The sequence below is a fragment of the Streptosporangium sp. NPDC049644 genome, from assembly GCF_040675205.1.
GTDB classification, from domain to species: domain Bacteria; phylum Actinomycetota; class Actinomycetes; order Streptosporangiales; family Streptosporangiaceae; genus Streptosporangium; species Streptosporangium fukuiense.
Map to the genome: position 1 here is coordinate 18289 of NZ_JBFAOJ010000064.1, position 23497 is coordinate 41785.

Below are 23497 nucleotides of genomic sequence, written 5' to 3' on the forward strand. Positions count from 1 at the left end.
AGACACCCCGAAAGGGCGATGATCATGCACGAGAACCGGATACGTGTGGCACTGGCGGACGACGACGTGCTTTTCCGCGAGGGGGTGTCGAGCCTGCTGGCACGCTCGGGCTTCGACATCGTCGGCCAGGCCGGAGACGCGACGGAGATCCTCCCCCTGGTCCGCGAGCACCGGCCGGATCTCGTCGTCCTCGACATCCGGATGCCCCCGACCCACACGAACGAGGGCCTTGACGCGGCACGGGTGATCCGTGAGGAGTTTCCGGAGACGGGGATCCTCCTGCTGTCGGCGCACATCGAGGTGGAGGAGGCGATGGAACTGCTCGCCGCCGGGCACCGGGTCGGCTACCTGCTCAAGAGCCGGGTGACCGGGGTCGGCGACTTCGTGGAGACGCTCGAGCGCGTCGCCCAGGGCGGCTCGGTCGTCGATCCGAGCCTGGTGCGGGAGCTCATCAAGACCCACCGCAGGAACGACCCGCTGGAGCTTCTCACCGCGCGCGAGCAGGAGGTCCTCGCGCTGATGGCCGAGGGCCGCTCCAATGCCGGCATAGCGAGCAAGCTCTGGATCACCGAGGGCACGGTCGAGAAGCACGTGCACAGCATCCTGTCCAGGATGCGGATACCGGGATCGGAAGACGATCACCGCCGCGTCCTCGCCGTACTGGCCTTCCTCGAAACCCGCTGACCCGGATCGCCTCCCGGGGAACGACCGGTGCGACCTGAGGACCGATGCGGGTCCGGGACCGGGGACCTGTGGGGCCGACAGGGCCGGACCGGTGGGGTCGGCTTGGCGTCGCGGGCCGGCCCGGCGGGAGATCCACGGGGCACGTCCCGGGTCAGGTGGGGGCCAGATCCCCTTCGTCACAGGCTTTCCGGAGAATGTCGCGAATCGCCGCCCCGGAAAGGGCTGACTTCGACAGGAACGCGACGGCGGGACTGGCCGTGATCATGTCCGTGAAGTCCTTCTCGGCGTGGGTCGAGATCATGATGATGCGCGGGCGGCCCTCGGGGGGCACCCGCGCGAGCCGCTGAGCGACGTCGAAACCGTTCTCCTCACCGAGGTCGATGTCGACGAGTGCGACGTCCGGCCGGGAGTCGCCGATCTGCCGTAGGGCCTCGTCGCTCGCGGAGGCCATGCCGACCACGGCGATCCCCTCCCGCTCCAGCAGCGCACGGGCGGCACAGCGGAAGTGATCGCTGTCATCGACGATCAGACAACTTACGGCCACACATCGAGGATCGCATGGGAACAGCGTCGGCACATTGCAGCTAGCGGGAAAATCGGGAGGCCACTGGCGGGTATGGAGCATGGTCGGCGAGCCTCGGGCGACCCGAACACGGTCAGGCTCCGAGCGCCTCGCACGCGCGTCCCACCCCGTCCTCGGCCCGCAGCCGCTCCCCCAGTCGCGCCGCCACCGCCCGCGTTCCCGGATCCCGTACGGCGTGTACCACCCGTGCGGCCAGTGCTCCCACGGTGGCCCTGCCGATCGGCAGCGGCGCGGGCCCGGCCCCCAGCGACGCCACCCGTGCTCCCCAGAACGGCTGGTCGGAGAAGAAGGGACAGATCACCCCCGGCACCCCGGCCCGCAGGCCCGTCCCCGTGGTCCCGGCGCCGCCGTGGTGCACCACCGCGGCCATCTGCGGGAAGAGCCACCCATGATCGATATCGCCGATGACGAGCATGTCGTCGGCGCCCTCGTACGGCATGCCCTGAAGGACTCCCCGCACCCCGGCCCTGCGCAGCGCCGCCACCACCGTCTCCGCCGTCGCGACCGGGTCGGCCGGGATCATGCTGCCGAAGCCCACGAAGACCGGTGGCGGCCCCGCGTCGAGGAACGCCACGATCTCGGGGCAGGGCGGCAGCGCGCGCTCAAGCGACCAGAAACCGGTCAGGTGCACGTAGTCCGGCCAGTCCCGTGGGCGGCCGACGATCCAGGGGCTGACCCCGCACAGCACCGGCACCCGATCGGCCCGTGCCCGCCGGAACGGGCTGCCCCGCATGGGTTCGAGCTTGAACACCCGGCCCCGCAGCCGGTTCACCATGCGACCGAGCAGCAGCCAGCTCAACCCCTCGACCAGCGCGTAGCTGGCCCGGTTGCCGGCTCCGCCGAGCGTGCGCAACGGCACCAGCGGGTTGGGGAAGGCCCGGGTGGGCTCGCTGGGCTGGAAGTGCAGCAGCGCGTACGGCATGCCGTACCGCTCGGAGAGATGGTGCCCGAAACCGCCCAGCGCGGGTGACAGGACGAGGTCGGCTCCGGCGCAGGCCGCGTCCACCTCGGCGACCAGGCGCTCGGCGAGCGGTTCCACGATCGTGCGAAACCCCCTGGCGAACCCGGCGGGGCCGCTCCGCAGCCACGCCTGCCCCTCCGCGGACTCCATGATCTTCAACGGGTCCACGCTGATCGGGCTGAACTCCAGCCCCGCCTCCTCGACCAGCCCGCCGTAGCGGCCCGCCGCCACGATCATGACCTGATGCCCCCGCCGGGCGAGTCCGGCGCCGAGCGCGACGCACGGCTGGGTGTCACCCCGCGAGCCGAACGCCAGGACCGCGATCCTCACCCGTACCTCCCCGAACCGACGGCTCGCCGAAACTCACCGATCCGGCGGCTCACCAAGGCGTCGCCACCCGGACGACTCATCGGAGCGTCACCAGGCTGATGGCCGCCCCCGTGACGACCAGCCCCGCGGCCGCGAGCAGGCCCGTCGAGTAGCCGGCCGTGAAGCTCGCGGAACCGTTGACGATCACCCCGATGATCGCGATGCCGAACAGCCCCGACATCTCCCGGGCCACGCTGAACACGCCCCCGGCCACCCCTGCCCTGGACTCGGGCACGGCACCCAGCACCGCCGACCCCAGCGGCATGGTCAGCGCCGAGCCGATCCCGATCACGCATACCGACGGCAGCAGTTCGGCCCAGCCGTCCCCCGGGCGCAGGAACGCGACGGCGGCCATGCCCGCGGCGACGAGGACGAGCCCCAGCGCCACGGTGCGCGCGGCGCCGATCCGGCGTTCGGCGAACGGCACCAGCGGCGTGACCACGACGACCAGCAGCGCCAGCGGCACGAACGCCAGCCCGGACGCGGTGGGGCTGAAACCGAGCACACCCTGCAGGAACAGCGCGGTGAAGAAGAAGACCCCGTTGACCCCGAGTCCCCAGAGCACCTGGGCGATCACCCCGCCGGTGAAGGTCCGCGACCGGAACAGCGCGAGGTCCACCATCGGGTCCTCGCCGAGCCTCTCCGCGACGGCGAAGACCAGGGCGGCGGCCACCGTGAACAGCAGCGCGACCAGGATCGGCGGCGAGGTCCACCCCAGCTCGGCCCCGAAGGTCAGGGCGAAGGTACCCGCCGACAGGACGACCACCGACGACGCGACCCCCGGAACGTCCACCCGGGCGGCCCGCTCGTCGCGCGACTCCGGGATCGCGACGGTGGCGAGCGCGATGATGAGGACGCCGAGCGGGACGTTGAGCAGGAAGATCCAGCTCCAGTGGAAGTGCTGGGTGAGATAACCGCCGACGACCGGCCCCAGGGCGAGCGCGCCCGCCCCTGACGCCATCCAGACGGCGACCCCGACGGACCGCTGCCGCTCGTCGTTGCCGACCGCGACGATCGCCAGCATCGCGGGCAGGATCAGGGCGGACCCGGAACCCTGCACCAGCCTGGCGGCGACGAGCGCGCCCACCGAGGTGGCCAGCCCCGCCGCGAGGGACGCCGCCGTGAAGACGGCCAGTCCCGCGACGAGCACCCTGCGACGGCCGTAGACGTCGGCCAGCCTGCCACCGGCGAGCATGAAGCCCGAGAAGGTGAGGACGTAGCCGGTGACGACCCATTCGAGTGCCGCCAGCGACGCGCCCAGCTCCGCCTGCAGGGTGGGCAGCGCGACCGTCACGACGGTGTTGTCCAGAGTCGTCACGAATCCAGCGAGCCCGATGACCAGCAGCAACAGCCCTCGCCGCACTGCCGGTGCTCCCGACGGCGATCCTGATGGCGACGCACCCGGCGCGCTCGACGCGGCGGACGGAGTCGGTACGACCTGGGCGTCCGGCCTGGGCTGCGCGCCCGGTACGGCCCGATCGCTCACTCGTCCACCTCTGTCCACTCCCAGCCGGATCCGTCGGCCTTGGGGCGTACGACCCGCGTGGTTCTGGTGCCCACGGCGACCCAGCCTCCCGCCGGTTCCTCCGTCTCCCGCCTCGCGGGCGCCCCGCCCGCGGGCTCCCCCGCACCACGCGGTACCGCCTCACCGCGCGGTACGGCAGCGGGCGGGGAGGCGGGGGCCGCCGCCCTCCACCGCACCCCCGCCGGAGGCCGCGGAACCTGGGGGACCGGAACCGGCGACGGGGCCGAGGGCGGGGCCGGGGTCCGCGGAACCGCAGGCGAGGCCGGGACCGAGGGCAGGGCAGAGGGCGGGGCAGGGGTCTGCGGAAGCGCAGGCGGAGAGGGGTCCGAGGGGGGCGTCTGCGGGGATGCCGGGATCTCCTGCCGGGGCGCCGGGGGCCCCGGCTCGATCGCCCTGGCCACCGGCCGTACCAGCGGCTCCAACTGGTCGATCAGATGGCTGCTGACCGGCGGCAGGCTCGGCACGCGGCGCGCGTCCTCCCCGGGTTCCGGCCTCCCCACCTCCTCGGGTACGGGCGCCGGAGGCGGGGTGGCGGGTGGCGTGTCAGGGGCCGCCGGCAGCCCGGCGGGCCGGCGCTCGGAAGCCGCCGGGGGCGGCGGGAAGTCACCGGAGCGGGCCACATTAGCGGGCCGGGGAGACTGTTCCATCGCGTCCCGCACGGTCAGCAGGGGCTCCGGTGGGGACGGCCTCTCCTGCTCCTCGGCCCAGTGCCAGCCGGGACCGTCCAGGTTCGGCTTGATGACCTTCCTGGTCCTGCCCCCGGCCGGCCCGGGGCCGGACGTCGGCGGTGCGGTGGACGCGGCGGCGGGCCTGGACGTCGGCTGGACGGGAGGGGGCGGCTCGGCGTCGAGTCCGGGCATGGGGTAGGGATTCGACCGGTTCTGCCGGAAGGAGGCATCCGAGATCCGGGACCGCCAGGGACGTGCCGTACCGGGCTCGGGGGACGGGACGCGGAACCCGTTGCGCGGGGCCGCCGGGTCCGGGCGCGGGCCCCGAGTCTCCTCCCGCGCCGCACGGGCGTTCGACACCGGAACGTGCGGATCCACGGGCACCCCCCAGGCCCCCTCCTCCGCGGCGTGGGCATACGGGTCCACGGGCGAGCCCCAGGACTCCTCTCCCACGGCGCGAACCTCCGGCACCGGGACGCGCGGGTCCAGGTGTACGGCCCAGGGCCCCTCCCCCATGGCGCGAACACCCGGCGCCGGGACGTGCGGGTCCATGGGCGAGTCCCAGGGTCCCCCCTCCGCCGCGCGGACGTCCGGCACCGGCACATGCGGGTCCAGAGGTGCGGTGGGGGGCGGTGGGAACTCCTCGGCCCACTGCCAGTCGCCGTCGCGGCCGGTCCTGATGACGCGTACCGGAACGGCGGGGGCGATCGGCAGTGGTTCGGCGGGCGGTGGCGGGGGAGGCCCCGCGGGAGCCTGGGAGGAGGTTCCGGCGGCGATCTGCGGGGGCCCCGGGAGGTGGGCGAGGCGGCGCGCGGGGGCGGCGCGGTGGGCACCGGGGGCACCCGCGCGCTCCACCATCACGTACGTGGCGGGAAGCTCGTCCGTGGCGTGCTCGCGGATCTCGATCCGCCGGTGGAAGCCGCGCAGGAAGCTCGGCAGCCACCAGTTGGCCTCGCCCATCAGCCGCATCGTCGCGGGCACCAGCAGCGCCCTGACCAGGGTGGCGTCCACCACGATGGCCACGAACATGCCGACGCCGAGCATCTTGACGATCGTGATCCCGGCCGTGGAGAACGCCCCGATGACGACCAGCAGCAGCAGGGCCGCGCTGGTGATGACCCCTCCGGTCCGCTCCAGCCCGACCGCCACCGCCACGGTGTTGTCGCCGGTTCTGAGCCACTCCGCGCGGACCCTGCTGAGCAGGAACAGCTCGTAGTCCATGGAGAGCCCGAACACCACGGCCAGGATCAGCACCGTGATCGTCGCCTCGATGCTCCCCGTCGGGGTGAAGCCCAGGACGCTCGCGAGATGGCCGTCCTGGAAGGCCCAGACGATCACCCCGAACGACGCCCCCAGCGACACGACGTTCATCAGGATCGCCTTGACCGGCAGCAGGATCGAGCCGAACGCGGCGAACAGCAGCAGGCCCGTCATGAGGCAGACCACCAGTGCGGTCCACGGCAGGGTGGCCCGCAGACTGGCCTGTAGATCCAGCTGGGCCGCGGTGGGACCGCCGACGACGACGTCCTGGAAGTTCGGCTCGGGCGGCAGCTCGCGGATCCTGTCGACCAGCGCGCGGGCCTCGTCCGACATCGGGTCCCTGTCGTAGCGAACCGCCAGCCGCACGGCGCCGCCGTTCTGGGAGACGCCGGTCACGTCGACGCCGGTGACGTGGTCGAGTGCCTCCAGCCGCTCGGCGAAGACCTTGACGTCCAGCGGGCCGACCGGGGTGACCGGGGTGATCCCCGAGTTCCCGACGCCGAGGGGGCCGCGCTGGGTACCGACCTCGGAGGTGAGCGCGCCGGGCGCCGACGCGGTCATCGGCCCGACCAGGTCGCGCTCGACGAGCACGATGACCTCGATCGGCGCGAGGGCGTTCTTGGCGAACCTCGTGTTGATCTCCTCGGCCACCTGGCGGCTCTCGAACCCCTCCGGCAGTACGCGATGGTCCACGCTGCCGAACCGCGCGTGCGCGAAGGGCGCGGCCAGCGCGACGAGGAGCAGCCCGACTCCGAGGAGGTACGCGACCGGGCGGCGCATCACGCTGGACGCGATGGTGTGCCAGGTACCGCCCCTGCGACTGCCGAAGTCGGGCATGACCTTGATCGCGTCCACCTTCGGCCCGAGCACGGCCAGCAGCGCGGGCAGTACCACGATCGCGGACACCATCGCGACCAGCACCACCGCCGCCGCGCCCAGCCCTATCGACCGCAGGAACATCTGCGGGAAGAGCAGCAGCCCGCTGAGCGAGGTCGCCACGGTCAGCCCGGAGAAGGCGACGGTGCGTCCGGCGGTGGCGATGGTCCGCACGACCGCCGCCTCGGTGGGTGTCCCCCGGTGGATCTCCTCCCTGAAGGCGTTCAGCACGAAGAGCGAGTAGTCGATGGCCAGGCCGAGCCCGAGCATCGTCACGACGTTCAGCGAGAACACCGAGACGTCCGTGACCTCGGTGAGCAGTCTCAGCAGCAACAGCGCCCCGGCCACCGAGAGCAGCCCGACGACCAGTGGCAGGCCCGCCGCGACCAGGCTGCCGAAGACCATGACGAGCAGGACGAGCAGTACCGGCATCGAGATGGCCTCGGCCTGCTGCAGGTCGGCGCCGGTCTGCGCGTTGAGGTCCTTGAGCAGCGGGATCCTGCCGCCGATCTTGACCGTGTATCCGGCGGGCGCCCTGCGGAGCTCGTCCCTGATCTTCTCGTACCCGCTCTGCTTGGTCAGCTGCCCGCCGCGCAGGGTGATCAGCGCGTAGGTGGAGTGCCTGTCCTCGGAGACGAGTTCCCCGGCCTTGGTCGACCAGTAGGTGGTGGTGCTCGCGACCTGCTCGGCGGGCAGCGCGCGGAGCGCCTCCCGCACGTCCTTCTCGAACCGCTCGTCGGCGGCCTCGTAGCTGGGATGCGTGTAGAGGGCCACCACGTCGGGTGAGTTGCCGCCGAACCACTTCTGGCTCCACTCGGCGGCCGAGGTCGACTCTGCCCCCGGGTCCTCGAAGCCGCCGTCGGACATCCTGCCGAACAACCCCAGCCCGAAGTAGCCGGCGAGGACCGCGAACGCCGTCCCCAGGACCAGCAGGGACCAGCGCCCTCGGTAGACGGCCCGCCCAAGCGACTCGAACATCAGACGTCGGCACCTTGCCCGTCGGCCGAGAACCCGTCGGCCGAGAACCCGTCGGCCGGGAAGGCACCGGTCGGGAAGGCGCCGTCCAGGTAGGCCCGCGCGCAGGCACGCCTGGCGATCTTCCCGCTGGACGTGCGCGGCACGGCCCCCGCCTCGACCAGTACGAAGTCATGCAGCCGCAGATCATGATTTTTCGTGACAGCTGCGCGGATGTTGGCCGCGATCTCGTCGATGTCCCGCCCGTCGGCCTTCCGTGACCGCTCGGCCACCACCACCAGCCGCTCGGTCTCCTCCCCCGGCACCGCGAACGCGGCCACATGGTCCCTGCGGACGGCCTCCTCGGCCTCCTGCACGGTCACCTCCACATCCTGTGGATAGTGATTGCGCCCGTCGACGATGATCAGGTCCTTGACCCGTCCGGTGATGTAGAGCTCGCCCCCGTGCATGACGCCCAGGTCACCGGTGCGCAGCCAGGTGCCCTCCTCCCCTTCGAGGACGTTGCCGAAGACCTCGGCGCTGCGCTCGGCGTCCCGCCAGTAGGCCCGTGCCACGTTGGGCCCCCGCACCCAGATCTCGCCGACCTCGCCGTCGGGTCTGGCCGTACCGGACGCCGTGCCGGATGTCGGGTCGGGCGTCGTACCTGGCATGGAGGCGATGACCACCCGCTGGCCCGTCGGCACCCCGCAGGAGACGAGGTCGCTGATCCGGCCCCGTCCCGTGTGCGGCACCGCGCGCCCCGCGGTCAGCGCGTCGCGGTCGAACAGGGTGACCCGGGCGGGCAGGTCCCGGTCCATCGCGGTGACGAACACCGTCGCCTCGGCCAGGCCGTAGCCGGGGGTGTGCGCCTCGGGCCGCAGCCCGCACCCGGCGAACGCCTCGGAGAAACGGTCGATCGTGCTGCCCCGGAGCGGCTCGGCGCCGTTGAGCATGACAGACACCCCGGACAGGTCGAGCGTGGCCTTCTCCGCCTCGGTGACCCGGCTCGCCGTGTACTCGTAGGCGAAGTTGGGACCGCCGGTGAACACGTCCTCCTGCCCGGAGAGCATCCGCAGCCAGCGCACCGGGTGCATGACGAACGCCACCGGGTCCATGAACATCGACTGGTTGCCGCCCACGATCGGCGCGGCGATGGTGGCGATCAGGCCCATGTCGTGGAAGAGCGGCAGCCAGAGCGCGGCCGTGGACACCCTGGGGGTGGCGCGGAACGCGGTCCACAGCTGCCTGGCGTTGGCTGTGAAGTTGCCGTGGCTGATCTCCACCCCTGCCGGGGCGCGGGTCGAGCCGGAGGTGTACTGCAGGTACGCCAGGTCCCCGGGGCCGATCGGTTCGGGTTCCCACTCGTCGGCCAGCAGGTCGGAGACCATGTCCAGGGTGATGATCCGCTTGGGCCGGGGCGCGGAGCGGCCGTCCAGGAAGGCGTGCACCCCCTCCAGCGCGGGCGTCGTGGTGAGCACGCACACCGGGTCGGCGTCGGCGTAGGCGCGGATCAGCCGGTCGGCGTGACCGGGCAGGTCCGGCGCGAAGAGCGGTACCGCGATCACCCGGGCGTACATCGCCCCGAGCATCGCGACCACGTACTCCAGTCCCTGCGGCGCCAGGATCGCCGCCCGCTCGCCCGGGTGCGTCACCTCTCGCAGCCGTACGGCCAGCGCCCGTGCCCGCAGGTCGACCTTCGCCCAGGAGAGCGTGTGCCGCACCCCGTCTCGTCCGGCGGAGTAGTCAAGGAAGGTGTAGGCCGGAGCGTCAGGGATCTCCCGTGCCCACCGCTCAACCTGGGCGATCAGCGTCTCGCTCATGCTCAAGGTCCCCTCGCCGAGGTACAGGGACCTAGCAACTTACGTCAGGGGTATCTCGCAATTCTTGCCAAAGCACTCCACATTCCCGGCTGCCGGTTATTACCGGCATGACAACTGATCACCAGTCGATCTGACCGCTCGTGCGAACCGGGCCGGACCCCGGTCACGGATCCGTCCGGCCGCTGGTACGCAGCCCCCTGGCGGAGACCCGTTCGTGCAGGCCGAAGCGGGGCTCGGGCTCCCTGGCGCCGTCCAGGATCTCCGCGACGTACTCCGCCAGGGCGGGGGCGTGCTTGAATCCGTGCCCGGAGTCGCCGCCGAGCAGCCAGGCGCCGTCCTGTTGCCGCGCGATGACCCACTCGGCGTCGCGGGTGAGGGTGTACTGGCAGGCCTGGCCCAGCAGTACGGGCGCCGCTGCCAGGCTCGGGAACCTGCGCCGCAGGTAGGCCCGGACGACCGCCTCGCCCGACGGCGAGATCCGCCGGTCACCGGTCTCCGGCTCGTAAGGCTCACCCTCGGCGTCCGACGTCGCCTTCATGCCGAGTCCGTCGATGTCGCCGTGCCCGTAGATCGAAGCGTCGTAGTCGCCCCATGCCGGGGTGTCCCACGGGTCCTGGACCGCGAAGTGCAGCGCGTCCTGCTTGGTCACCTGGAGATCCACCAGACCGGGAAAGAGCCGGGGCAGCCACGCGCCGCACGCCCAGACCACCCGATCGGCCCTGAGCACCTCGTCGCCGATCCGGACCGCGTCGCCGTACGGCTCCGCGCGCCCCCTGAGCAGGGTGACCCCGGCCGCGCGGGCGAGCCCGGCCGTGACCTGGGTGGCCCGCCTGGCCCTGACGACCCCGGCCTCCGGTTCCCAGAGCGCGAACTCCAGGTCGTCGCCGCGGAAGTCGGGAAAGGCGGCACCGACCCTGGCCGGGTCGTGGATCTCGTACGGGATGTCGAGCCGGTCGAACACCCCGGCGCTCGCCCTCTCCCAGCCCTGGTCCCGGCGGGCGAACCAGTACGCGCCCGTCTCGGCGTACAGCTCCTCGCCGGTCCGCGCGCCCAGGTCCAGCCAGAGCTCGCGGGACCGCCTGGCCATCCGGGCGTACCACTCGTCGGTGCCGTGCGAGGCGCGCAGCAGCCGGGTCTCACCGGCGCTCGCCTGCCGCAGGTGACCTGGCTGGTACTGCTCGACCAGGGTGACCCGCCACCCCGACTCCGCCAGCCGGAGCGCCAGCGACGTCCCCCAGATCCCCGCCCCGACCACGACCGCCGACCTCATCGAGCCCCCTCCCCCAGCCCCGCTCCACCGCGGGTCGTCCGAGCTCACGCTAGGTCCTCGCCGGTACGGCGGGCACACCGCCCTCGGTACCGGAGGGCGAGGCGCGGCCCCGTGGGCGGTGTGCGGTCCTTCAGCGGGGGACGTACCGGCCGGTGCCGGGGCGGCGGCGATAATCGGGGGCATGGTTCCAGCCCAGTGGGTGTCCTAGATGCCGGCCGAATCCTCGCAGACCCTGGAGCGCGGCCTGCGGCTGCTCCGCCTGCTCGCCGACGGACGCCGGGGTCGTACTCCCACAGAGCTGGCGGCCGAGCTGGAGCTGAGCCGCCCGGCGGTGTACCGCCTGCTCACCACCCTGCAGGGCGAGGGCTTCGTCCGCCGGGACGACGCGGGGCGGGTCCACCTGGGCTTCGGGGTTCTCGTCCTGGCCCGTGCCGTGCAGCCGCTGCTCCGGGAAGGCGCCCTGCCCACCCTGCGCGGGCTGGCCGAGGAGGTGGGCGCGACCGCGCACCTGACGGTGGCCGAGGGCGACGAGGGCCTGGCGGTGGCGGTGGTCGAGCCCTCCTGGACGAACATGCACGTCGCCTACCGCGAGGGGTCCCGCCACCCGCTGACCAGGGGGGCCGCCGGGCTGGCCATCCTCGCCCTGCGCGAGGGCCGCGCCGGCTACCAGGTCTCCGAGGGGCAGCTCCAGGAGGGCGCCCGGGGCATCGCAGCCCCGGTGCCCGGCCTCCCCTGGCTGGAGGCATCGGTGGGCGTGGTCGCCTTCACCCCCCTCGACCTGGACTCCGTCGGCCCCCGGGTGGCCGCCGCCGCCGCCGAACTGTCCGGCTCGCTCGCCTGACGGACCGGTGGAGTGATCCCTTTCCCCACGCCCGCCGCCGCCTGCCCTCAGGCACCGCGGGGGCGCCGGGTCCGGGACAGCAGGACCTCGGTCGCGCGCCTGGCCTCGGGAGAGGCGAACAGCCGCGCGGACAGTTCGACCATCTCCTGGCTGAGCTCGTCCATCCGGGCGCGCACCGGGGCGGTGAGCAGTGCCTTGGCCTCGCGCAGGCCCTGTGGGCCGCCCAGCAGCAGGTCCTCCAGGTACGCGTCGACCGCGGCGTCCAGCTCGGCCTCGGGCACGGCGCGGGTCAGCAACCCGGCCCGCTCGGCCTCGGCCCCGCCGAAGACCCGGCCGGTCAGCAGGTAGTCGGCGGCGGCCCGGTCGCCGAGCCGGGGCAGCACGGTGAGGCTGACCGCGGCGGCAGCCAGCCCGAGGCGGACCTCGGTGAGGGCGTAGCTGCTCTCCAGCGACCCGACGGCGACGTCGGCGGCGGCGACCAGGCCCAGGCCGCCGGCCCGGACCGTGCCGTGCACCCGCGCCACCACCGGCTTGGGCATGGTCACGACGAGGCGCTGCACCTCGACGACACCCTCGACGATCGGGGTCATCGCGCCGGAGCGCACCGCCGCGAGGTCGGCGCCGGAGCAGAACGAGGGGCCGTTGGCGCGCAGCACGACGACCCGGACGGCATCGTCGGCCGCGGCCCGCCGCAGCAGTGCGGTCAGCTGGTCCAACAGCGGACGGGACAGCGCGTTGCGGTTGGCGACCGAGTCCAGGGTCAGCGCGGCGACACCGCGCTCGCGGTCCGCGTGATATCCGACCAGCGCGGGTCCGGCGCCGGGGATCCCGGGGGCGTTCATCGGGGCGCCCTGGGCAGGCCCAGGCCCACGGTGGCGATCAGCTCGCGTTGGATCTCGCTCACGCCACCGCCGACCGGCAGCTTCAGCTCGGTCTTGAACGCGTGATCCGTGTCGCGCAGCACGGCGGCGGTCAGCTCGTCGGCGGGGTCGCCGTACCGCTGCACCAGCTGTGCGATCCGGGCGCCGGCCTCGACCAGCCTTTCGGAGTTGTACAGCTTGTTCACCGAGGCGTCGGCCGCGCCCAGCGTGCCGGTGCCGGTGTCGGCGACGATCCGCCAGTTGAGCAGCTCGTTCGCGGTGACGATCGCGTCGAGCTCGGCGAGCGCCCGGCGCACCTCGGGCAGGTCGGCCATCCGGCGCCCTCCGCCCGGCCCGCCCAGCGGCGTCTCGGCGGCCCAGTGCCGGAGCCGGTCCAGGTGGGCCTGGATCTTGCCGGCCGGGCCGACGATGAACCGTTCGGAGTTGAGCTGGCTGACCACCACCGACCAGCCCTTGTTCTCCTGGCCGATCAGCCGGTCCGCGGCTACCCGGACGTCGTCGAAGTAGACGGCGTTGACCTGGTGCGAGCGGTTCAGCGTGCGGATGGGCGTCCAGCTGAAGCCGGGCAGGGCGGTGTCGAGCAGCAGGATCGAGATGCCCCGGGTGCGCGGCTCCTCGGGGTTGGTACGGCAGGCCAGCCACAGGTAGTCGGCGGTGTGCGCGCCCGAGATGAACATCTTCTGGCCGTTGACGAGGTAGGAGTCGCCGTCGCGCCGGGCGGAGGTGGTCAGCGAGGCCAGATCGGTGCCGGAGCCGGGCTCGCTGTAGCCGATGGAGACCTGCAGGTCGCCGGCGAGGATGCGCGGCAGGAACTCCCGCTGCTGCTCCGGGGTGCCGAACTCCTGGAGTGCCGGGCCGACCGAGTAGACGGTGACCAGCGGATAGGGGACCTCGTACCGGAAGGCGGTGCTGACCACGATCTGGTCGGCCATCGGACCGAGGCCCCGGCCGCCGTGCTCCACCGGCCAGCCCAGGCCGAGCCAGCCGTCGCGGCCCAGCCTCCGGGACACCGCCCGGTACGCGGGGCCGAACTCGTCCTCGTGCAGCTGGGCACGCTCCTGCTCGGTCACCACGCCGGCGAAGTAGGCGTCCGCCTCCCGCTGGAGCTCGCGCTCCTCGGGGGTCAGGTCGATGTACACGGTGGTGTCCTCTCTCAGCTGACCCGGGCGGAACCGGCCGCCGCGTCCAGACATGCCTCGGTGCCGCCCAGGAACTGGCCGAGGGCGAGCCCACCGGTGACGTACCGGTGCAGCGGGTGATCGATGTCAAGGCCGGTGCCGCCGTGCAGGTGCTGGCAGGTGAGCAGCGCCGGGACGGCGTCGTGGCAGACCAGGTAGCAGGCGGACGACAGGCTGCGCCGGGCCTCGGCGGTGCGGCCGGTCGCCAGCTGCCAGGCGGCGGCCAGATAGGTGTTCTCCAGGATGCGCTGCGCCGTGAAGACGTCACCCATCTGCATGGTGACCGCCTGGAACTGGGCCAGCGCGCGGCCGAACTGCTTCCTCGCCCTCACGTGCGCGGCGGTCAGCTCCATGGCGCGCTCCAGCAGGCCGGAGGCGGTGGCGGCCACCCCCAGCAGCGCGGACAGCTCCAGGTGTCCGGCGGCCTCGGCGGCCAGGGCCGGCCCGCCCAGTAGTGCGTGTCCGGGCACCGCCACCGCGTCCAGGGCGATCCGGGCGGTGGGCACGTGGTCGGTGACCGGGTGCGCCGCGGCGGCCAGCCCCGGGGCGGCGGCGTCCACCACGAAGACCCCAACGGTGCCGTCCTCCGGTCCGCCGATGATCCGCGCCGGGACGAGGATCGCCTCGGCCTGCACGCCGAACGGGACGTAGGTTCGCACCCCGGTCAGCCGATGGCCGCCGTCGTACGGCTCGGCCGTCACGTCCGTGTCCAGGACCCGGCCGCCGCCGGGCCCGCGGACCGCGCCGGTCACCAGGGCGCCGCCCTTGGCCACGCTCCCCAGCAGGTCCCGCTGCTCGGCGCCGCCGTACCTGGCCAGGGTGTGCAGGCCGTAGGCCAGCACGGGCAGCGCCGGAACCAGGCCGCCGTACCGGGCCGCCCGCCGCAGCACGGCGGCCAGCACCACGGCGTCGGCGTCGGTGCCGCCCAGGTCCTCGGGGAGGAACGCCTCCAGGACGCCGGCCTCCGCCAGGCCGCGCCACGCCTCCTCGGAGTACCCGGCGGCCTCGAAGTCGGCCGAGGCGATCCGCTCGTCCGGCAGTCCCCGGGCGAGCAGATCGCTCGTCAGTCCGCTGAGGGTCTCCGCCGTCTCGTCCAGTCGGAAGTCCACGTCGATTCCTCCTAGGCCTCGTCGCCGATCCGCACCGGGAAGCGGACGTAGCCGATGTCGCCGGCGGAGGTGAACAGGCCGCGCTCCCTGGCGTGCGGGGAGTCCGCCAGCTCCAGCGGCGACAGCACCCGCATCACCGGGACGTCGGCGGCCTCCAGCGTCTCGGTCAGGGACTTGACGTCCCGGCCACGCACCGCCGCGGCGATCCTGGCGTTGATCTCACGGGTGTTGCGGCGCCGGTCCCCCAGGGTGGCGGTGTCCAGGCCGGACAGGTCCAGGTCGAGGGCGGCGACGGTGCGCTGCCAGAAGTGCTCCTCCAAGGCGGCGATGCTCAGGTACTCGCCGTCGGCGGTCTCGAAGACGCCGTAGGCCGGACGGGTGAAGACCGCCTCCCTGGCCTCCCGCAGCGAAGCGCGGCCGTCGGCCTGGAGCTGGCCGATCACCATGTTCATGCCATGCGTCAGGCAGTCGGTGATGGAGACGTCCAGGTGGCGGCCCCGGCCGGTGTCCTTGCGGGTGAGCAGTGCGGTGAGGGTGGAGCTGAGCGCGTACACCGCCCCCAGCAGGTCGCCGACGGGGGCGCCGACGCCGAGGGCGGGTGGGCCGTCGAGCTCGCCCATCAGGCCGAGCAGCCCAGAGGCGGCCAGGTAGTTGAGGTCATGGCCGGGTATCCGGCTCAGCGGCCCCTCCTGCCCGAAGCCGCTGATGGAGACGTAGACCAGGCCGGGGTGCCGCTCGGCGAGCGTGCCGTACCCGAGGCCGAGCCGGTCCATGACGCCCGGGCGGAAGCCCTCCACCAGCACGTCGGCCCCGGCCACCAGCTCCGCTGCGCGGGCCAGGCCGTCCGGGGTCTTCAGATCCAGGACGTGGATCCGCTTGCCGTCGTTGAGCACCCGGTAGGTGCCCGGATGGGTGGAGAGGGCGCCGTCCCTGGCCGGGCGCTCCACCTTGTCGATCTCGGCGCCCAGGTCGCGCAGGCACCGGGTCAGGAACGGGCCGGGAGCCAGTTCGGAGAAGTCGATGACCTTCAGCCCCACCAGGGGCAGCCCCTGCCCTGGCGGTTCCGACGCCGGCAGCCCGGTGCCCGTCGTCTCGTCACGTTCCACGTTCCACCCTCCAGCCGGCCGCGATCGACTATCATCACGACCTTTCGTATGTATATCCGATATTTCGTTGCAAGGGCCGGGGGAGCGACCATCGGCCGATCACACCTGGGCGGTCGGCCGGATCACGATCCTGTTCAGTGCCACCTCGCGGGGGCGGGTCACCACGTACCCGACGGCGTCGGCGACGTCGTCCGCGGACAACCGGACGACGTCACCCATCGCCTTCCTGCGCTCGGCCAGCACTTCCGGGCGAACGTGGTCGACCAGTTCGGTGACGGTGGCACCGGGTTCGACCAGAGCCACCCGGACCCGCTGCCCGGCCAGTTCCTGGCGCAGCGACTCGGAGAAGGCGGCCAGCCCGGCCTTGGTCAGGGCGTACACGCCGTTGCCGGCCCGCGCTCCCGCGCCTCGGCCGGCCACCGAGCCGATGTTGACCACGTCGGCCACCCGGCGCGGCGCGGACTCCGCCGCGGCCAGCAGGTGTGGCAGGGCCGCCCGGGTCGTCGCCAGCACGGCGCCGAGGTTGAGATCGAGCATGCGCTCCCACTCCTCCTCCGGTGCGTCCGCCACCGGGCCGAGCAACATCACCCCGGCGTTGTTGACCAGGACGTCCAGCCGCCCGTACGCGGCGGCCGCCTCCTCAACCGCACCGGCGGCCCGGGCCGGATCGGCCAGGTCCGCCGGGAGGGCGACCGCACCGCCGCCCAGGCCGGTGATCTCGTCGCACAGGTCGCGGAGCCGGTCCTCCCGGCGCGCGACCAACGCCACCGCGGCCCCGGAGGCGGCGAGCCGGAGGGCGGTGGCCCGCCCGATCCCACTGCTGGCCCCGGTGACCAGGGCGACGACGCCCTTCAGTTCGTCCGCCACGGTGTTTCCTTCGCCGTTTCCCGGATCCGGCACGTCTCAGTCCAGGGACTCGCCGATGGCGGGCACACTGCGATAGGCGACCCACCGGGTGATCCGGGCCTCGGCGTCGAAGGTGCCCGCTCCGGCGAAGGAGGACCGGATCGGCCCGCCCTCGGACTCCCGGACGATGCCCTCGATCAGGCAGCGGTCGTCGGCGACGAAGAGCGTCTGGATCTCGTGGAACCACTTCCTGGTGCCGCGCCTGCCCTTGAGCAGCGCCCGCACCGCCTCCCGCCCGATGACCTCGGCCCGCTTCGGGCTGTCCGGGTCGAAGGGCGGGTGGGAGTAGAAGGCGTCGTCGGCGAACAGGTCGGCCACCGCGTCGAACTCGGAGTTCTCCAATCCCTTCACGTAGCCGAGCACCGTCTGCCGGATGGCGTCGCGGGAGGGGTAGGCCGTGGTGGTGCCCGCGGTTCCAGTGGTCTCCGTCATGGTTCTCCTTCCGGGCCGGGCGCGGGCGACCGCGCACCCGCCGGTTCGGGCTGCGAGCCCGGCATCGTTTCGGGATTTCGCATGGTCATACGACAGGTCGGAATACATCCGATGCACCAGACCGGCGGCTGCCGTCTGGAAGCCAGTATTCGGCTGACCGTAAGTAGGTAACGGTCAGCGGTTGGCGGGATGGGTACTCGGCAGCGGGGACACCACGCCGATCCCGCCGTCGACCGGGATCTCCGCACCGTTGACGTACCCGGCCAGATCCGACAGCAGGAAGAGCACCACCGAGGCGATGTCGTCGGGGAGGCCACAGCGGCGCTGCGGGACGACCGCCGCCACGGCGCGCACCGCCTCCGCCGGCGGGTTCGGCGTCCCGCCCGAACCCAGGATCCGGCCGGTGACGACGGCGTTGGTTCGGACTCCGTAGGGCCCGAACTCCTGCGCGCAGGCCGTCGCCAGGTGGTGCACGGCCGCCTTCGCCGTGCCGTACAGCCCCAGCCGGGGCGTGTTGGCGGCCCCGGCCAGCGAGCCGACGAACACCACGCTGCCGTGCCCGAGGACGGCCAGCCGCGGGATCGCGACCTGAGTGAGCAGCACCGGGTGGCGCAGCACCAGGTCGAACTGGCGGCGCATCGACTCCTCGGTGCCGTCGGCCAGCAGTTCGGCGAAGGAGACCCCGACCACGTCGACGATGCCGTGGAAGCCCTCGCCGAACAGCTCCTCGGCCCGATCGAACACGGCCGTCAGCTGCTCCCGGTCGGTCACGTCGGCGGTCATCGCCTCGCCACCGCAGCGCGCCGCGGTCCTCCCCGCGCGCTCGCCGTCCAGATCCGCGCACAGCACCCGGCCCCCGGCCTGCGCGATCGCGTCGCAGACCGCGCCGCCGATGCCGTCACCGGTGCCCAGCACCACGTACCCGCGGCCGTCGAGCCGGAGCCGGCCCGGATAGTCGGGCCTCGCCTCCTGGGCGTACGGCCCCGGGGCCATCAGAACTCCTCGCAGTACGGCCGGATGTCCATTTCCTGAGTCCATGCGGTCCGGGGCTGTACCGCTACCTGCCAGAACGTCTCGGCGATCTGCTCGATGTCCACCATGCCGTCCGCCGGGCGGCTGTCCTTCGCGTGCGGGAACGCCGAGTTGAGCCGGTCGCCGTCGATCGGGCCGTGCACGATCACGTTCGCGACGTGCACGTTACGCGGGCCGAACTCACGGGCCAGCGCCTGGGCCACCGCGCGCTGCCCGAACTTCGCCGAGGCGTACGCGGCGAGCTTGGGCCGGGCGATCAGGCCGGAGACGGAGCCGGTGAACATGATCACCCCGCCGCCGGAGACCGTCATCCGCCGGGCCGCCTCCCGGCCGGTGATGAAGGAGCCCAGGCAGTTGGTGCGCCAGACCGACTCGAAGAACTCGGTGTCCATCTCCAGGATGCCGGGCTTCCACTGCGAGCCGCCGGCGTTGTAGGTGGCGATCGCCAGGGTGCCCAACTCGTCGACGACCGCCAGCGACTCGCGCAGGCCCTCCTCGGAGCCGGCGTCGCCGACGACGGCGGTGGCCCGGCCGCCCGCGGCCTCGATGTCCTCGGCGACCGCGGTGACCTTCTCCTTGGTGCGGCCGGTGACGACCACGTGCAGGCCGGCGGCGGCGAAGCGGCGGGCCACGGCCGCGCCGGTCCCCTGCCTGGCTCCCACCCCGACCACCCAGGCCACCGAGCCCTCGGGCGGCGGGCCGCCGTGGACCGGCCAGCCGCCGAACCGCTGTGCCTCTTCTGTCGGTGGCGCCATCCTCATGCCCTTCTCTGGTCGCTGCCGTCGCCGATGCGCATCCGGATGCGCCGTCCCGCGGAAGGCCCATGGGCGGGCGCTGTCCGGGCCCGGCGGCCACGGCGGGAACCGCCCCGGCGGGGCCGGCCGGCCCCACACCCGCGCGCATCCTCAAGCGTCACGGCTCGCCCTCATCGGCCAATCATGTAACTTCGTGGAAACCTACGATATTTCGCATACATGCCGCAAGGGTCACCTGCGCCCGGATCCCCCCTTGTCCAACTTCATGCCACACATCGTTGCTCCCGATCACGCCATCAGCGACGCCTGTCCGTGGAACCTTGCGAGATACCGCAACTACGACGTCGCAGCCCTGCCGGAACTCCGGCCGCCCGACCCGTCGACTTGGGACACCCCTCCCGACGAGCGACCCCGCAATCCGCCCGCTCGTTACGGACGCCCCAAAGCATTGGCCAACACCACGAAATACCGTATAGTGCAACAGCAGTTCGCAATATAGTCCCCCAGGTGGCCGTCCTGCCGCCCGGTACCGCACGCATGACCGCCGTCACCGGCGATGAATCGCCGTGCCCGCCTCGTAGAGCCTGCACGGAGCACACAGAGGAGGCCAGATCTCGCATGGCAACCGATCTCGCGGCGTCACCACAGAGCCGGAGCATCGCCGAGGAGGCGATGCTCTACCTCACGTCGCACCACCCCGACCGCGGAGAGATCACCGCCGACCCCTACCGGTTCTTCGACCGGCTGCGTGAGCACGCGCCGGTCTACCGGACCGCGCAGGGCCCGATCCTGGTGACGTCCTACGACGCCACCCAGCAACTGGTGAAGGACCGGCGATGGAGCCGGGAGGAGATGGACGGCAAAGAGGGCGTCACCCCGACGCAGCAGATCTTCCTGGAGAGCCTGGCCTTCCGCGACCCCCCCGACCACACCCGGCTGCGCGCCGTCGTCTCCCGGCTGTTCACCCCCCGGGCGGTCGAGCAGAACCGGCAGGACGTCAGCGAGATCGTCCAGGAACTGCTCGACGGGCTGCGCGACCGGGCCGAGTTCGACTTCATCCAGGATTTCTCCTACAAGGTGCCGCTGCGGCTGATCTGCCGGCTCGTCGGCGTCCCCCCGACGATGGAGGACGACTTCCTGGCCTGGGGCGAGGCACTGCACGGTTCACTGGAGCCACTGGCGCAACCCGCCGACGTCGCCGCGCGCCGCGAGGCCACCGCCGCGGAGTGCTTCGCGTACTTCGAGGAGCTGATCAAGGAGCGGCGGGCCAACCCCGGCGGGACCGACATCATCTCCCAGCTCATCCAGGCCTCCCCCGAGGAGATCACCGACCTGGAGATCATCGCCAACTGCATGCTGCTGCACTCGGCCGGGTTCAGCACCACCAAGAACCTGATCGCCAACGGCATGCACCTGCTGCTCACCCACCCCGGGGCCTATGACGACCTGCGGGCGAACCCGGACGCGATCCCGTCCGCGGTCGAGGAGATGCTGCGCTACGAGGGTCCGGCCCGTAACAGCCTGTGCCGGATCGCCCCCGAGGAGATGGAACTCGACGGCGTGCGGATCCACAAGGGCGAACACGTGTACGCGATCCTGTCGGCGGCCAACCGCGACCCCGCGGTGTTCGAGGACCCGCATCGGTTCGACATCCGCCGCGGCAACTCACGGCACGCGACCTTCGGCGGCGGCATCCACATGTGCCTGGGCGCGAGCCTGGCACGGTTGGAGGCCCAGGTGGCCTTCGCTCATCTGGCCGCGGCACCGCGACTGGCGCTGAACACCGACCGGGTCGAGTGGCTCGGCTCGTTCCTCACCCGCGGCATGGCCGCTCTCCCGGTGCGCTGGGCCTGACCGCCCGCTGCCCCCGGCCGGGAACGGCCAGGTGGCCGGACATCGGACGCTCGACAATGGAGGATTACTCGTGCCGGAATCAACGGGCACCGCGACACTGGTGACGGGCGGGGGCCGCGGAATCGGTAAGGCCGTCGCCCTGGAATTCGCCTCGCGCGGTGATTCGCTCGTCATCGCCGACCTCGATCCGGACAATGCGAAGGCGGTCGCCGCGGAATGCGCTGAACGCTTCGGAGTGGCCGCCTCGGCCGTCCGCACGGACGTCATGCGGCCGGATGACGTCCGTTCTCTCATACGGTTCACGGTCGCCGAGTACGGGCGTATCGGAACCGTCGTGAACAGCGCCGGTGTTTTCCCGTTCGCACCCGTGCTGGACACCACGGACGAGATCTGGAACCTCGTCATCGGCGTCAATCTGACCGGTACGTTCACGGTGTGCCGGGAAGCCGCCCGGAGCATGGTGGAGACCGGTGGCGGATCCATCGTCAACATCGCCTCCGGCGCCGGGTCCATGGCCAATCCGAATCTCATCGCGTATTCGGCCAGCAAGGCCGGGGTGCTCGGGATGAGCCGGGCGCTGGCAGCGGAACTGGCCCCGCTGATCCGGGTCAACGTGGTCTCGCCGGGCCCGACCCGGACCGAGGGGACCACCCGGGCGGGTGCACCGCTGGACACCTCCAGGATTCCGATGAAGCGGACCGGGGAGGTGGAGGAGATCGCCCACGCCGTCGCATTCCTGGCATCGGATGAGGCGGGTTTCATCACCGGCCAGACGCTCCACGTCAACGGCGGCAAGTTCATGCCGTAGCGGCCGTTCCGGGAATCACCGGGCCGGGTGGCCCGGTGATTCCCGGAGCCGACGGGGTCGTACGACCTCGTTCGCCTCCGCTCCGCGCCCGTACCCGGCCACCGGGCGAAACGGCCGTCGCAGGGAAGCCCGGAAGGCCCACAGCCGTAGCGGATCATGCCTCCGTCGCGCGACCCCCTCGGGGCGGTGGATGCGAAGAACTCGCGGGTATTCACCTATGCGGTGTTCTCTGACGATGATTAGGCGCCCTCATCGCGGTATCCTTGTCACGCTTCACACCGGCTGGCGCGCTATTCGGTCACCCGTGGCCGACGGCGCCCGGCGGCACCACCGATCGGACCGACTGCGGACGCGGTTTGCAGCTTTTCTACCTTTGCCACACGTCCGGCATTGATCACCTGATTGTCGCCTTCCGCCCGTTGGGTATCAGGGACGGATGTCGCGCAGCGCCTACGTGTGCGAAAACTGTGAGAGGGTTTGCCAATGGCACAGGCGGCAGAATCGGCCGCATCCGCGCGACGCGGACGGCGGTCGCGTGGGGGGCCGGTGGAGGCAGGCGGCTCCACCGTGCCCGCGGCGGCCCGGGCGATGGCGCTTTTCGAGATCTTCGCGCGGGAGAAGCGGGAGCTCACCAAGTCCGAGGTGGCCCGCCTGCTGGACATCCCGGAGAGCAGCAGCTCCGACCTGCTGAACACGCTGCACGAGCTGGGCTACGTGAGCCGCACCGCGACGACGCGGCGCTTCTACCCGACCGGCCGGCTGCTGGCCACCGCGACCGCCATCTCTGAGAACGACCCGCTGTCGGCGTTCGGCGCGGAGGCGAGCGGCCTGCTCGCGCAGCGCTCCGGGGAGACGGCCTCGTGCGCGGTGCTCACCGGGGACCGGATAAAGATCGTCGCGGTCTCGCAGGGCGGCCACCGGCTGCGGTACGTGGTGGAGGTCGGCGACACGTTCACGATCAACGGCACCGCGATCGGGAAGGCGCTGCTGAGCAGGCTCGACGACCACGACCTGAGCCGGCTGCTGCGCCTCAAGCCGCTCCCCCGGCTCACCGAGAACACCAAGACCAACCCCCGGGAGCTGGAGGAGGAGGTGCGCAAGCACCGCGAGCTCGGCTGGTTCCGGTCCGTCGACGAGGGCACGGTCGGCGTCAGCTCCTTCGCCGTCTCGGGCAGTGTCGGGGACGAGGTCGTCGGTCTGGGCATCATCGGCCCCTCCGACCGGATCCAGGCCGACGAGGACCGGCTGCTCAAGGTCGTCCTGGAGGTCCGCGACACCGTCTTCGGCCGCGGCGCCTGACCCGCCCGGGCGAGGCGGGTCAGGGCGGGGCGGCGGACGTCAGCCGGTGACCTGGATGGCGCCGGTGGGACACTGCTCCTCGGCGTCGAGGACCAGGTCGCGCAGGGACTCGTCCGGCTCGGGCCGGAGCACCACGAGCTCGCTGTGGTTTTCGATCGCGAACACCTGGGGTGCCACGAACGCACACGTACCGGTGCAGACACACCGGTCCGAATCAACGCTGACTCTCATCTCACCCTGCCTTGTCTCGCATACATCAGCCTCACCCCGGAGAACGGCCGGGCGCCGGTTCCACCACGGTTCCGCGGCGTCCCGGGGCCCGGGAC

At 72.2% G+C, this 23497-nt stretch carries 20 protein-coding genes; 5 read left to right on the plus strand and 15 right to left on the minus strand.

The features are described 5' to 3' along the window. Positions 1-24: 24 nt before the first annotated feature. Complete coding sequence (locus tag AB0J58_RS29610) at positions 25-684, plus strand: response regulator transcription factor (RefSeq protein WP_364221668.1); 660 nt, start codon at positions 25-27, stop codon at positions 682-684. A gap of 151 nt (positions 685-835) precedes the next feature. Here the strand turns inward: AB0J58_RS29610 and AB0J58_RS29615 are convergent, their stop codons facing one another. From AB0J58_RS29615 to AB0J58_RS29640, 6 genes are all read right to left on the minus strand, one after another. Continuing rightward, the gene (locus AB0J58_RS29615; RefSeq protein ID WP_364221671.1) at positions 836-1228 is read right to left on the minus strand and encodes a response regulator transcription factor; all 393 of its coding nucleotides are present in this window, start codon (positions 1226-1228) and stop codon (positions 836-838) included. Between the two features lie 112 nt (positions 1229-1340). Continuing rightward, positions 1341-2558, minus strand: coding sequence for a glycosyltransferase (locus AB0J58_RS29620; RefSeq protein WP_364221674.1), 1218 nt, complete (start codon positions 2556-2558; stop codon positions 1341-1343). 76 nt (positions 2559-2634) lie between these two features. Next, positions 2635-3960: an MFS transporter gene (locus AB0J58_RS29625; protein ID WP_364221677.1), complete on the minus strand. Its 1326-nt coding sequence runs from the start codon at positions 3958-3960 to the stop codon at positions 2635-2637. A gap of 119 nt (positions 3961-4079) precedes the next feature. Continuing rightward, positions 4080-7904, minus strand: coding sequence for an MMPL family transporter (locus AB0J58_RS29630; protein ID WP_364221680.1), 3825 nt, complete (start codon positions 7902-7904; stop codon positions 4080-4082). Next, positions 7904-9700, minus strand: coding sequence for a fatty acyl-AMP ligase (locus AB0J58_RS29635; protein ID WP_364221683.1), 1797 nt, complete (start codon positions 9698-9700; stop codon positions 7904-7906). Before AB0J58_RS29635 ends, AB0J58_RS29630 begins: the two co-directional genes overlap by 1 nt. A 163-nt stretch (positions 9701-9863) precedes the next feature. Then, positions 9864-10970 carry an FAD-dependent oxidoreductase gene (locus AB0J58_RS29640; RefSeq protein ID WP_364221686.1) on the minus strand — a complete coding sequence of 369 codons (1107 nt, stop codon included), beginning with the start codon at positions 10968-10970 and terminating at the stop codon, positions 9864-9866. A 208-nt stretch (positions 10971-11178) separates the two neighbouring features. Here AB0J58_RS29640 and AB0J58_RS29645 point away from each other — a divergent pair, with 208 nt between their 5' ends. Further along, a complete protein-coding gene (locus AB0J58_RS29645; protein WP_364221689.1) occupies positions 11179-11811 on the plus strand; it encodes a helix-turn-helix domain-containing protein in 633 nt (210 codons plus the stop codon). A gap of 47 nt (positions 11812-11858) precedes the next feature. Here the strand turns inward: AB0J58_RS29645 and AB0J58_RS29650 are convergent, their stop codons facing one another. The 8 genes from AB0J58_RS29650 to AB0J58_RS29685 form a co-directional block, all read right to left on the minus strand. Continuing rightward, a complete protein-coding gene (locus AB0J58_RS29650; protein ID WP_364221691.1) occupies positions 11859-12653 on the minus strand; it encodes an enoyl-CoA hydratase-related protein in 795 nt (264 codons plus the stop codon). Continuing rightward, complete coding sequence (locus AB0J58_RS29655) at positions 12650-13831, minus strand: acyl-CoA dehydrogenase family protein (protein ID WP_364221694.1); 1182 nt, start codon at positions 13829-13831, stop codon at positions 12650-12652. Before AB0J58_RS29655 ends, AB0J58_RS29650 begins: the two co-directional genes overlap by 4 nt. A gap of 14 nt (positions 13832-13845) precedes the next feature. Continuing rightward, positions 13846-14979 carry an acyl-CoA dehydrogenase family protein gene (locus AB0J58_RS29660; protein WP_364221697.1) on the minus strand — a complete coding sequence of 378 codons (1134 nt, stop codon included), beginning with the start codon at positions 14977-14979 and terminating at the stop codon, positions 13846-13848. An 11-nt stretch (positions 14980-14990) separates the two neighbouring features. Beyond that, positions 14991-16085: a CaiB/BaiF CoA-transferase family protein gene (locus AB0J58_RS29665; protein ID WP_364221700.1), complete on the minus strand. Its 1095-nt coding sequence runs from the start codon at positions 16083-16085 to the stop codon at positions 14991-14993. Between the two features lie 99 nt (positions 16086-16184). Continuing rightward, positions 16185-16952, minus strand: a complete 768-nt coding sequence (locus AB0J58_RS29670; RefSeq protein ID WP_364221703.1) for an SDR family NAD(P)-dependent oxidoreductase — start codon at positions 16950-16952, stop codon at positions 16185-16187. A 36-nt stretch (positions 16953-16988) separates the two neighbouring features. After that, positions 16989-17423 carry a nuclear transport factor 2 family protein gene (locus AB0J58_RS29675; protein WP_343974834.1) on the minus strand — a complete coding sequence of 145 codons (435 nt, stop codon included), beginning with the start codon at positions 17421-17423 and terminating at the stop codon, positions 16989-16991. Between the two features lie 174 nt (positions 17424-17597). Then, on the minus strand, positions 17598-18416 hold the full coding sequence (locus tag AB0J58_RS29680) for an SDR family oxidoreductase (protein ID WP_364221706.1): 819 nt from the start codon (positions 18414-18416) through the stop codon (positions 17598-17600). Beyond that, positions 18416-19210 (minus strand): SDR family NAD(P)-dependent oxidoreductase, encoded by a 795-nt coding sequence (locus tag AB0J58_RS29685; RefSeq protein WP_364221709.1) that lies wholly within the window; start codon positions 19208-19210, stop codon positions 18416-18418. Before AB0J58_RS29685 ends, AB0J58_RS29680 begins: the two co-directional genes overlap by 1 nt. A gap of 618 nt (positions 19211-19828) precedes the next feature. On the opposite strand from AB0J58_RS29685, the gene AB0J58_RS29690 reads away from it, so the two are divergent. The 3 genes from AB0J58_RS29690 (at position 19829) to AB0J58_RS29700 (ending at position 23171) form a co-directional block, all read left to right on the plus strand. After that, the gene (locus AB0J58_RS29690) at positions 19829-21064 is read left to right on the plus strand and encodes a cytochrome P450 (protein ID WP_364221712.1); all 1236 of its coding nucleotides are present in this window, start codon (positions 19829-19831) and stop codon (positions 21062-21064) included. Positions 21065-21134: 70 nt separating this feature from the next. After that, positions 21135-21872, plus strand: a complete 738-nt coding sequence (locus tag AB0J58_RS29695; protein WP_364221715.1) for an SDR family NAD(P)-dependent oxidoreductase — start codon at positions 21135-21137, stop codon at positions 21870-21872. 546 nt (positions 21873-22418) lie between these two features. Further along, positions 22419-23171, plus strand: a complete 753-nt coding sequence (locus AB0J58_RS29700) for an IclR family transcriptional regulator (protein WP_364221718.1) — start codon at positions 22419-22421, stop codon at positions 23169-23171. 39 nt (positions 23172-23210) lie between these two features. Here AB0J58_RS29700 and AB0J58_RS29705 read toward each other — a convergent pair whose 3' ends face one another. Beyond that, the gene (locus tag AB0J58_RS29705) at positions 23211-23402 is read right to left on the minus strand and encodes a ferredoxin (protein WP_364221721.1); all 192 of its coding nucleotides are present in this window, start codon (positions 23400-23402) and stop codon (positions 23211-23213) included. Positions 23403-23497 lie beyond the last annotated feature (95 nt).

Excerpts from the sequence above, each read along its gene's own strand:
- AB0J58_RS29680 (WP_364221706.1), bottom strand. The coding sequence starts at position 18,416 with ATGGCCCCGGGGCCGTACGCCCAGGAGGCGAGGCCCGACTATCCGGGC.
- AB0J58_RS29685 (WP_364221709.1), bottom strand. The coding sequence starts at position 19,210 with ATGGCGCCACCGACAGAAGAGGCACAGCGGTTCGGCGGCTGGCCGGTC.
- AB0J58_RS29705 (WP_364221721.1), bottom strand. The coding sequence starts at position 23,402 with ATGAGAGTCAGCGTTGATTCGGACCGGTGTGTCTGCACCGGTACGTGT.
- AB0J58_RS29675 (WP_343974834.1), bottom strand. The coding sequence starts at position 17,423 with ATGACGGAGACCACTGGAACCGCGGGCACCACCACGGCCTACCCCTCC.
- AB0J58_RS29635 (WP_364221683.1), bottom strand. The coding sequence starts at position 9,700 with ATGAGCGAGACGCTGATCGCCCAGGTTGAGCGGTGGGCACGGGAGATC.
- AB0J58_RS29640 (WP_364221686.1), bottom strand. The coding sequence starts at position 10,970 with ATGAGGTCGGCGGTCGTGGTCGGGGCGGGGATCTGGGGGACGTCGCTG.
- AB0J58_RS29610 (WP_364221668.1), top strand. The coding sequence starts at position 25 with ATGCACGAGAACCGGATACGTGTGGCACTGGCGGACGACGACGTGCTT.
- AB0J58_RS29650 (WP_364221691.1), bottom strand. The coding sequence starts at position 12,653 with ATGAACGCCCCCGGGATCCCCGGCGCCGGACCCGCGCTGGTCGGATAT.
- AB0J58_RS29645 (WP_364221689.1), top strand. The coding sequence starts at position 11,179 with ATGCCGGCCGAATCCTCGCAGACCCTGGAGCGCGGCCTGCGGCTGCTC.
- AB0J58_RS29690 (WP_364221712.1), top strand. The coding sequence starts at position 19,829 with ATGGCAACCGATCTCGCGGCGTCACCACAGAGCCGGAGCATCGCCGAG.
- AB0J58_RS29630 (WP_364221680.1), bottom strand. The coding sequence starts at position 7,904 with ATGTTCGAGTCGCTTGGGCGGGCCGTCTACCGAGGGCGCTGGTCCCTG.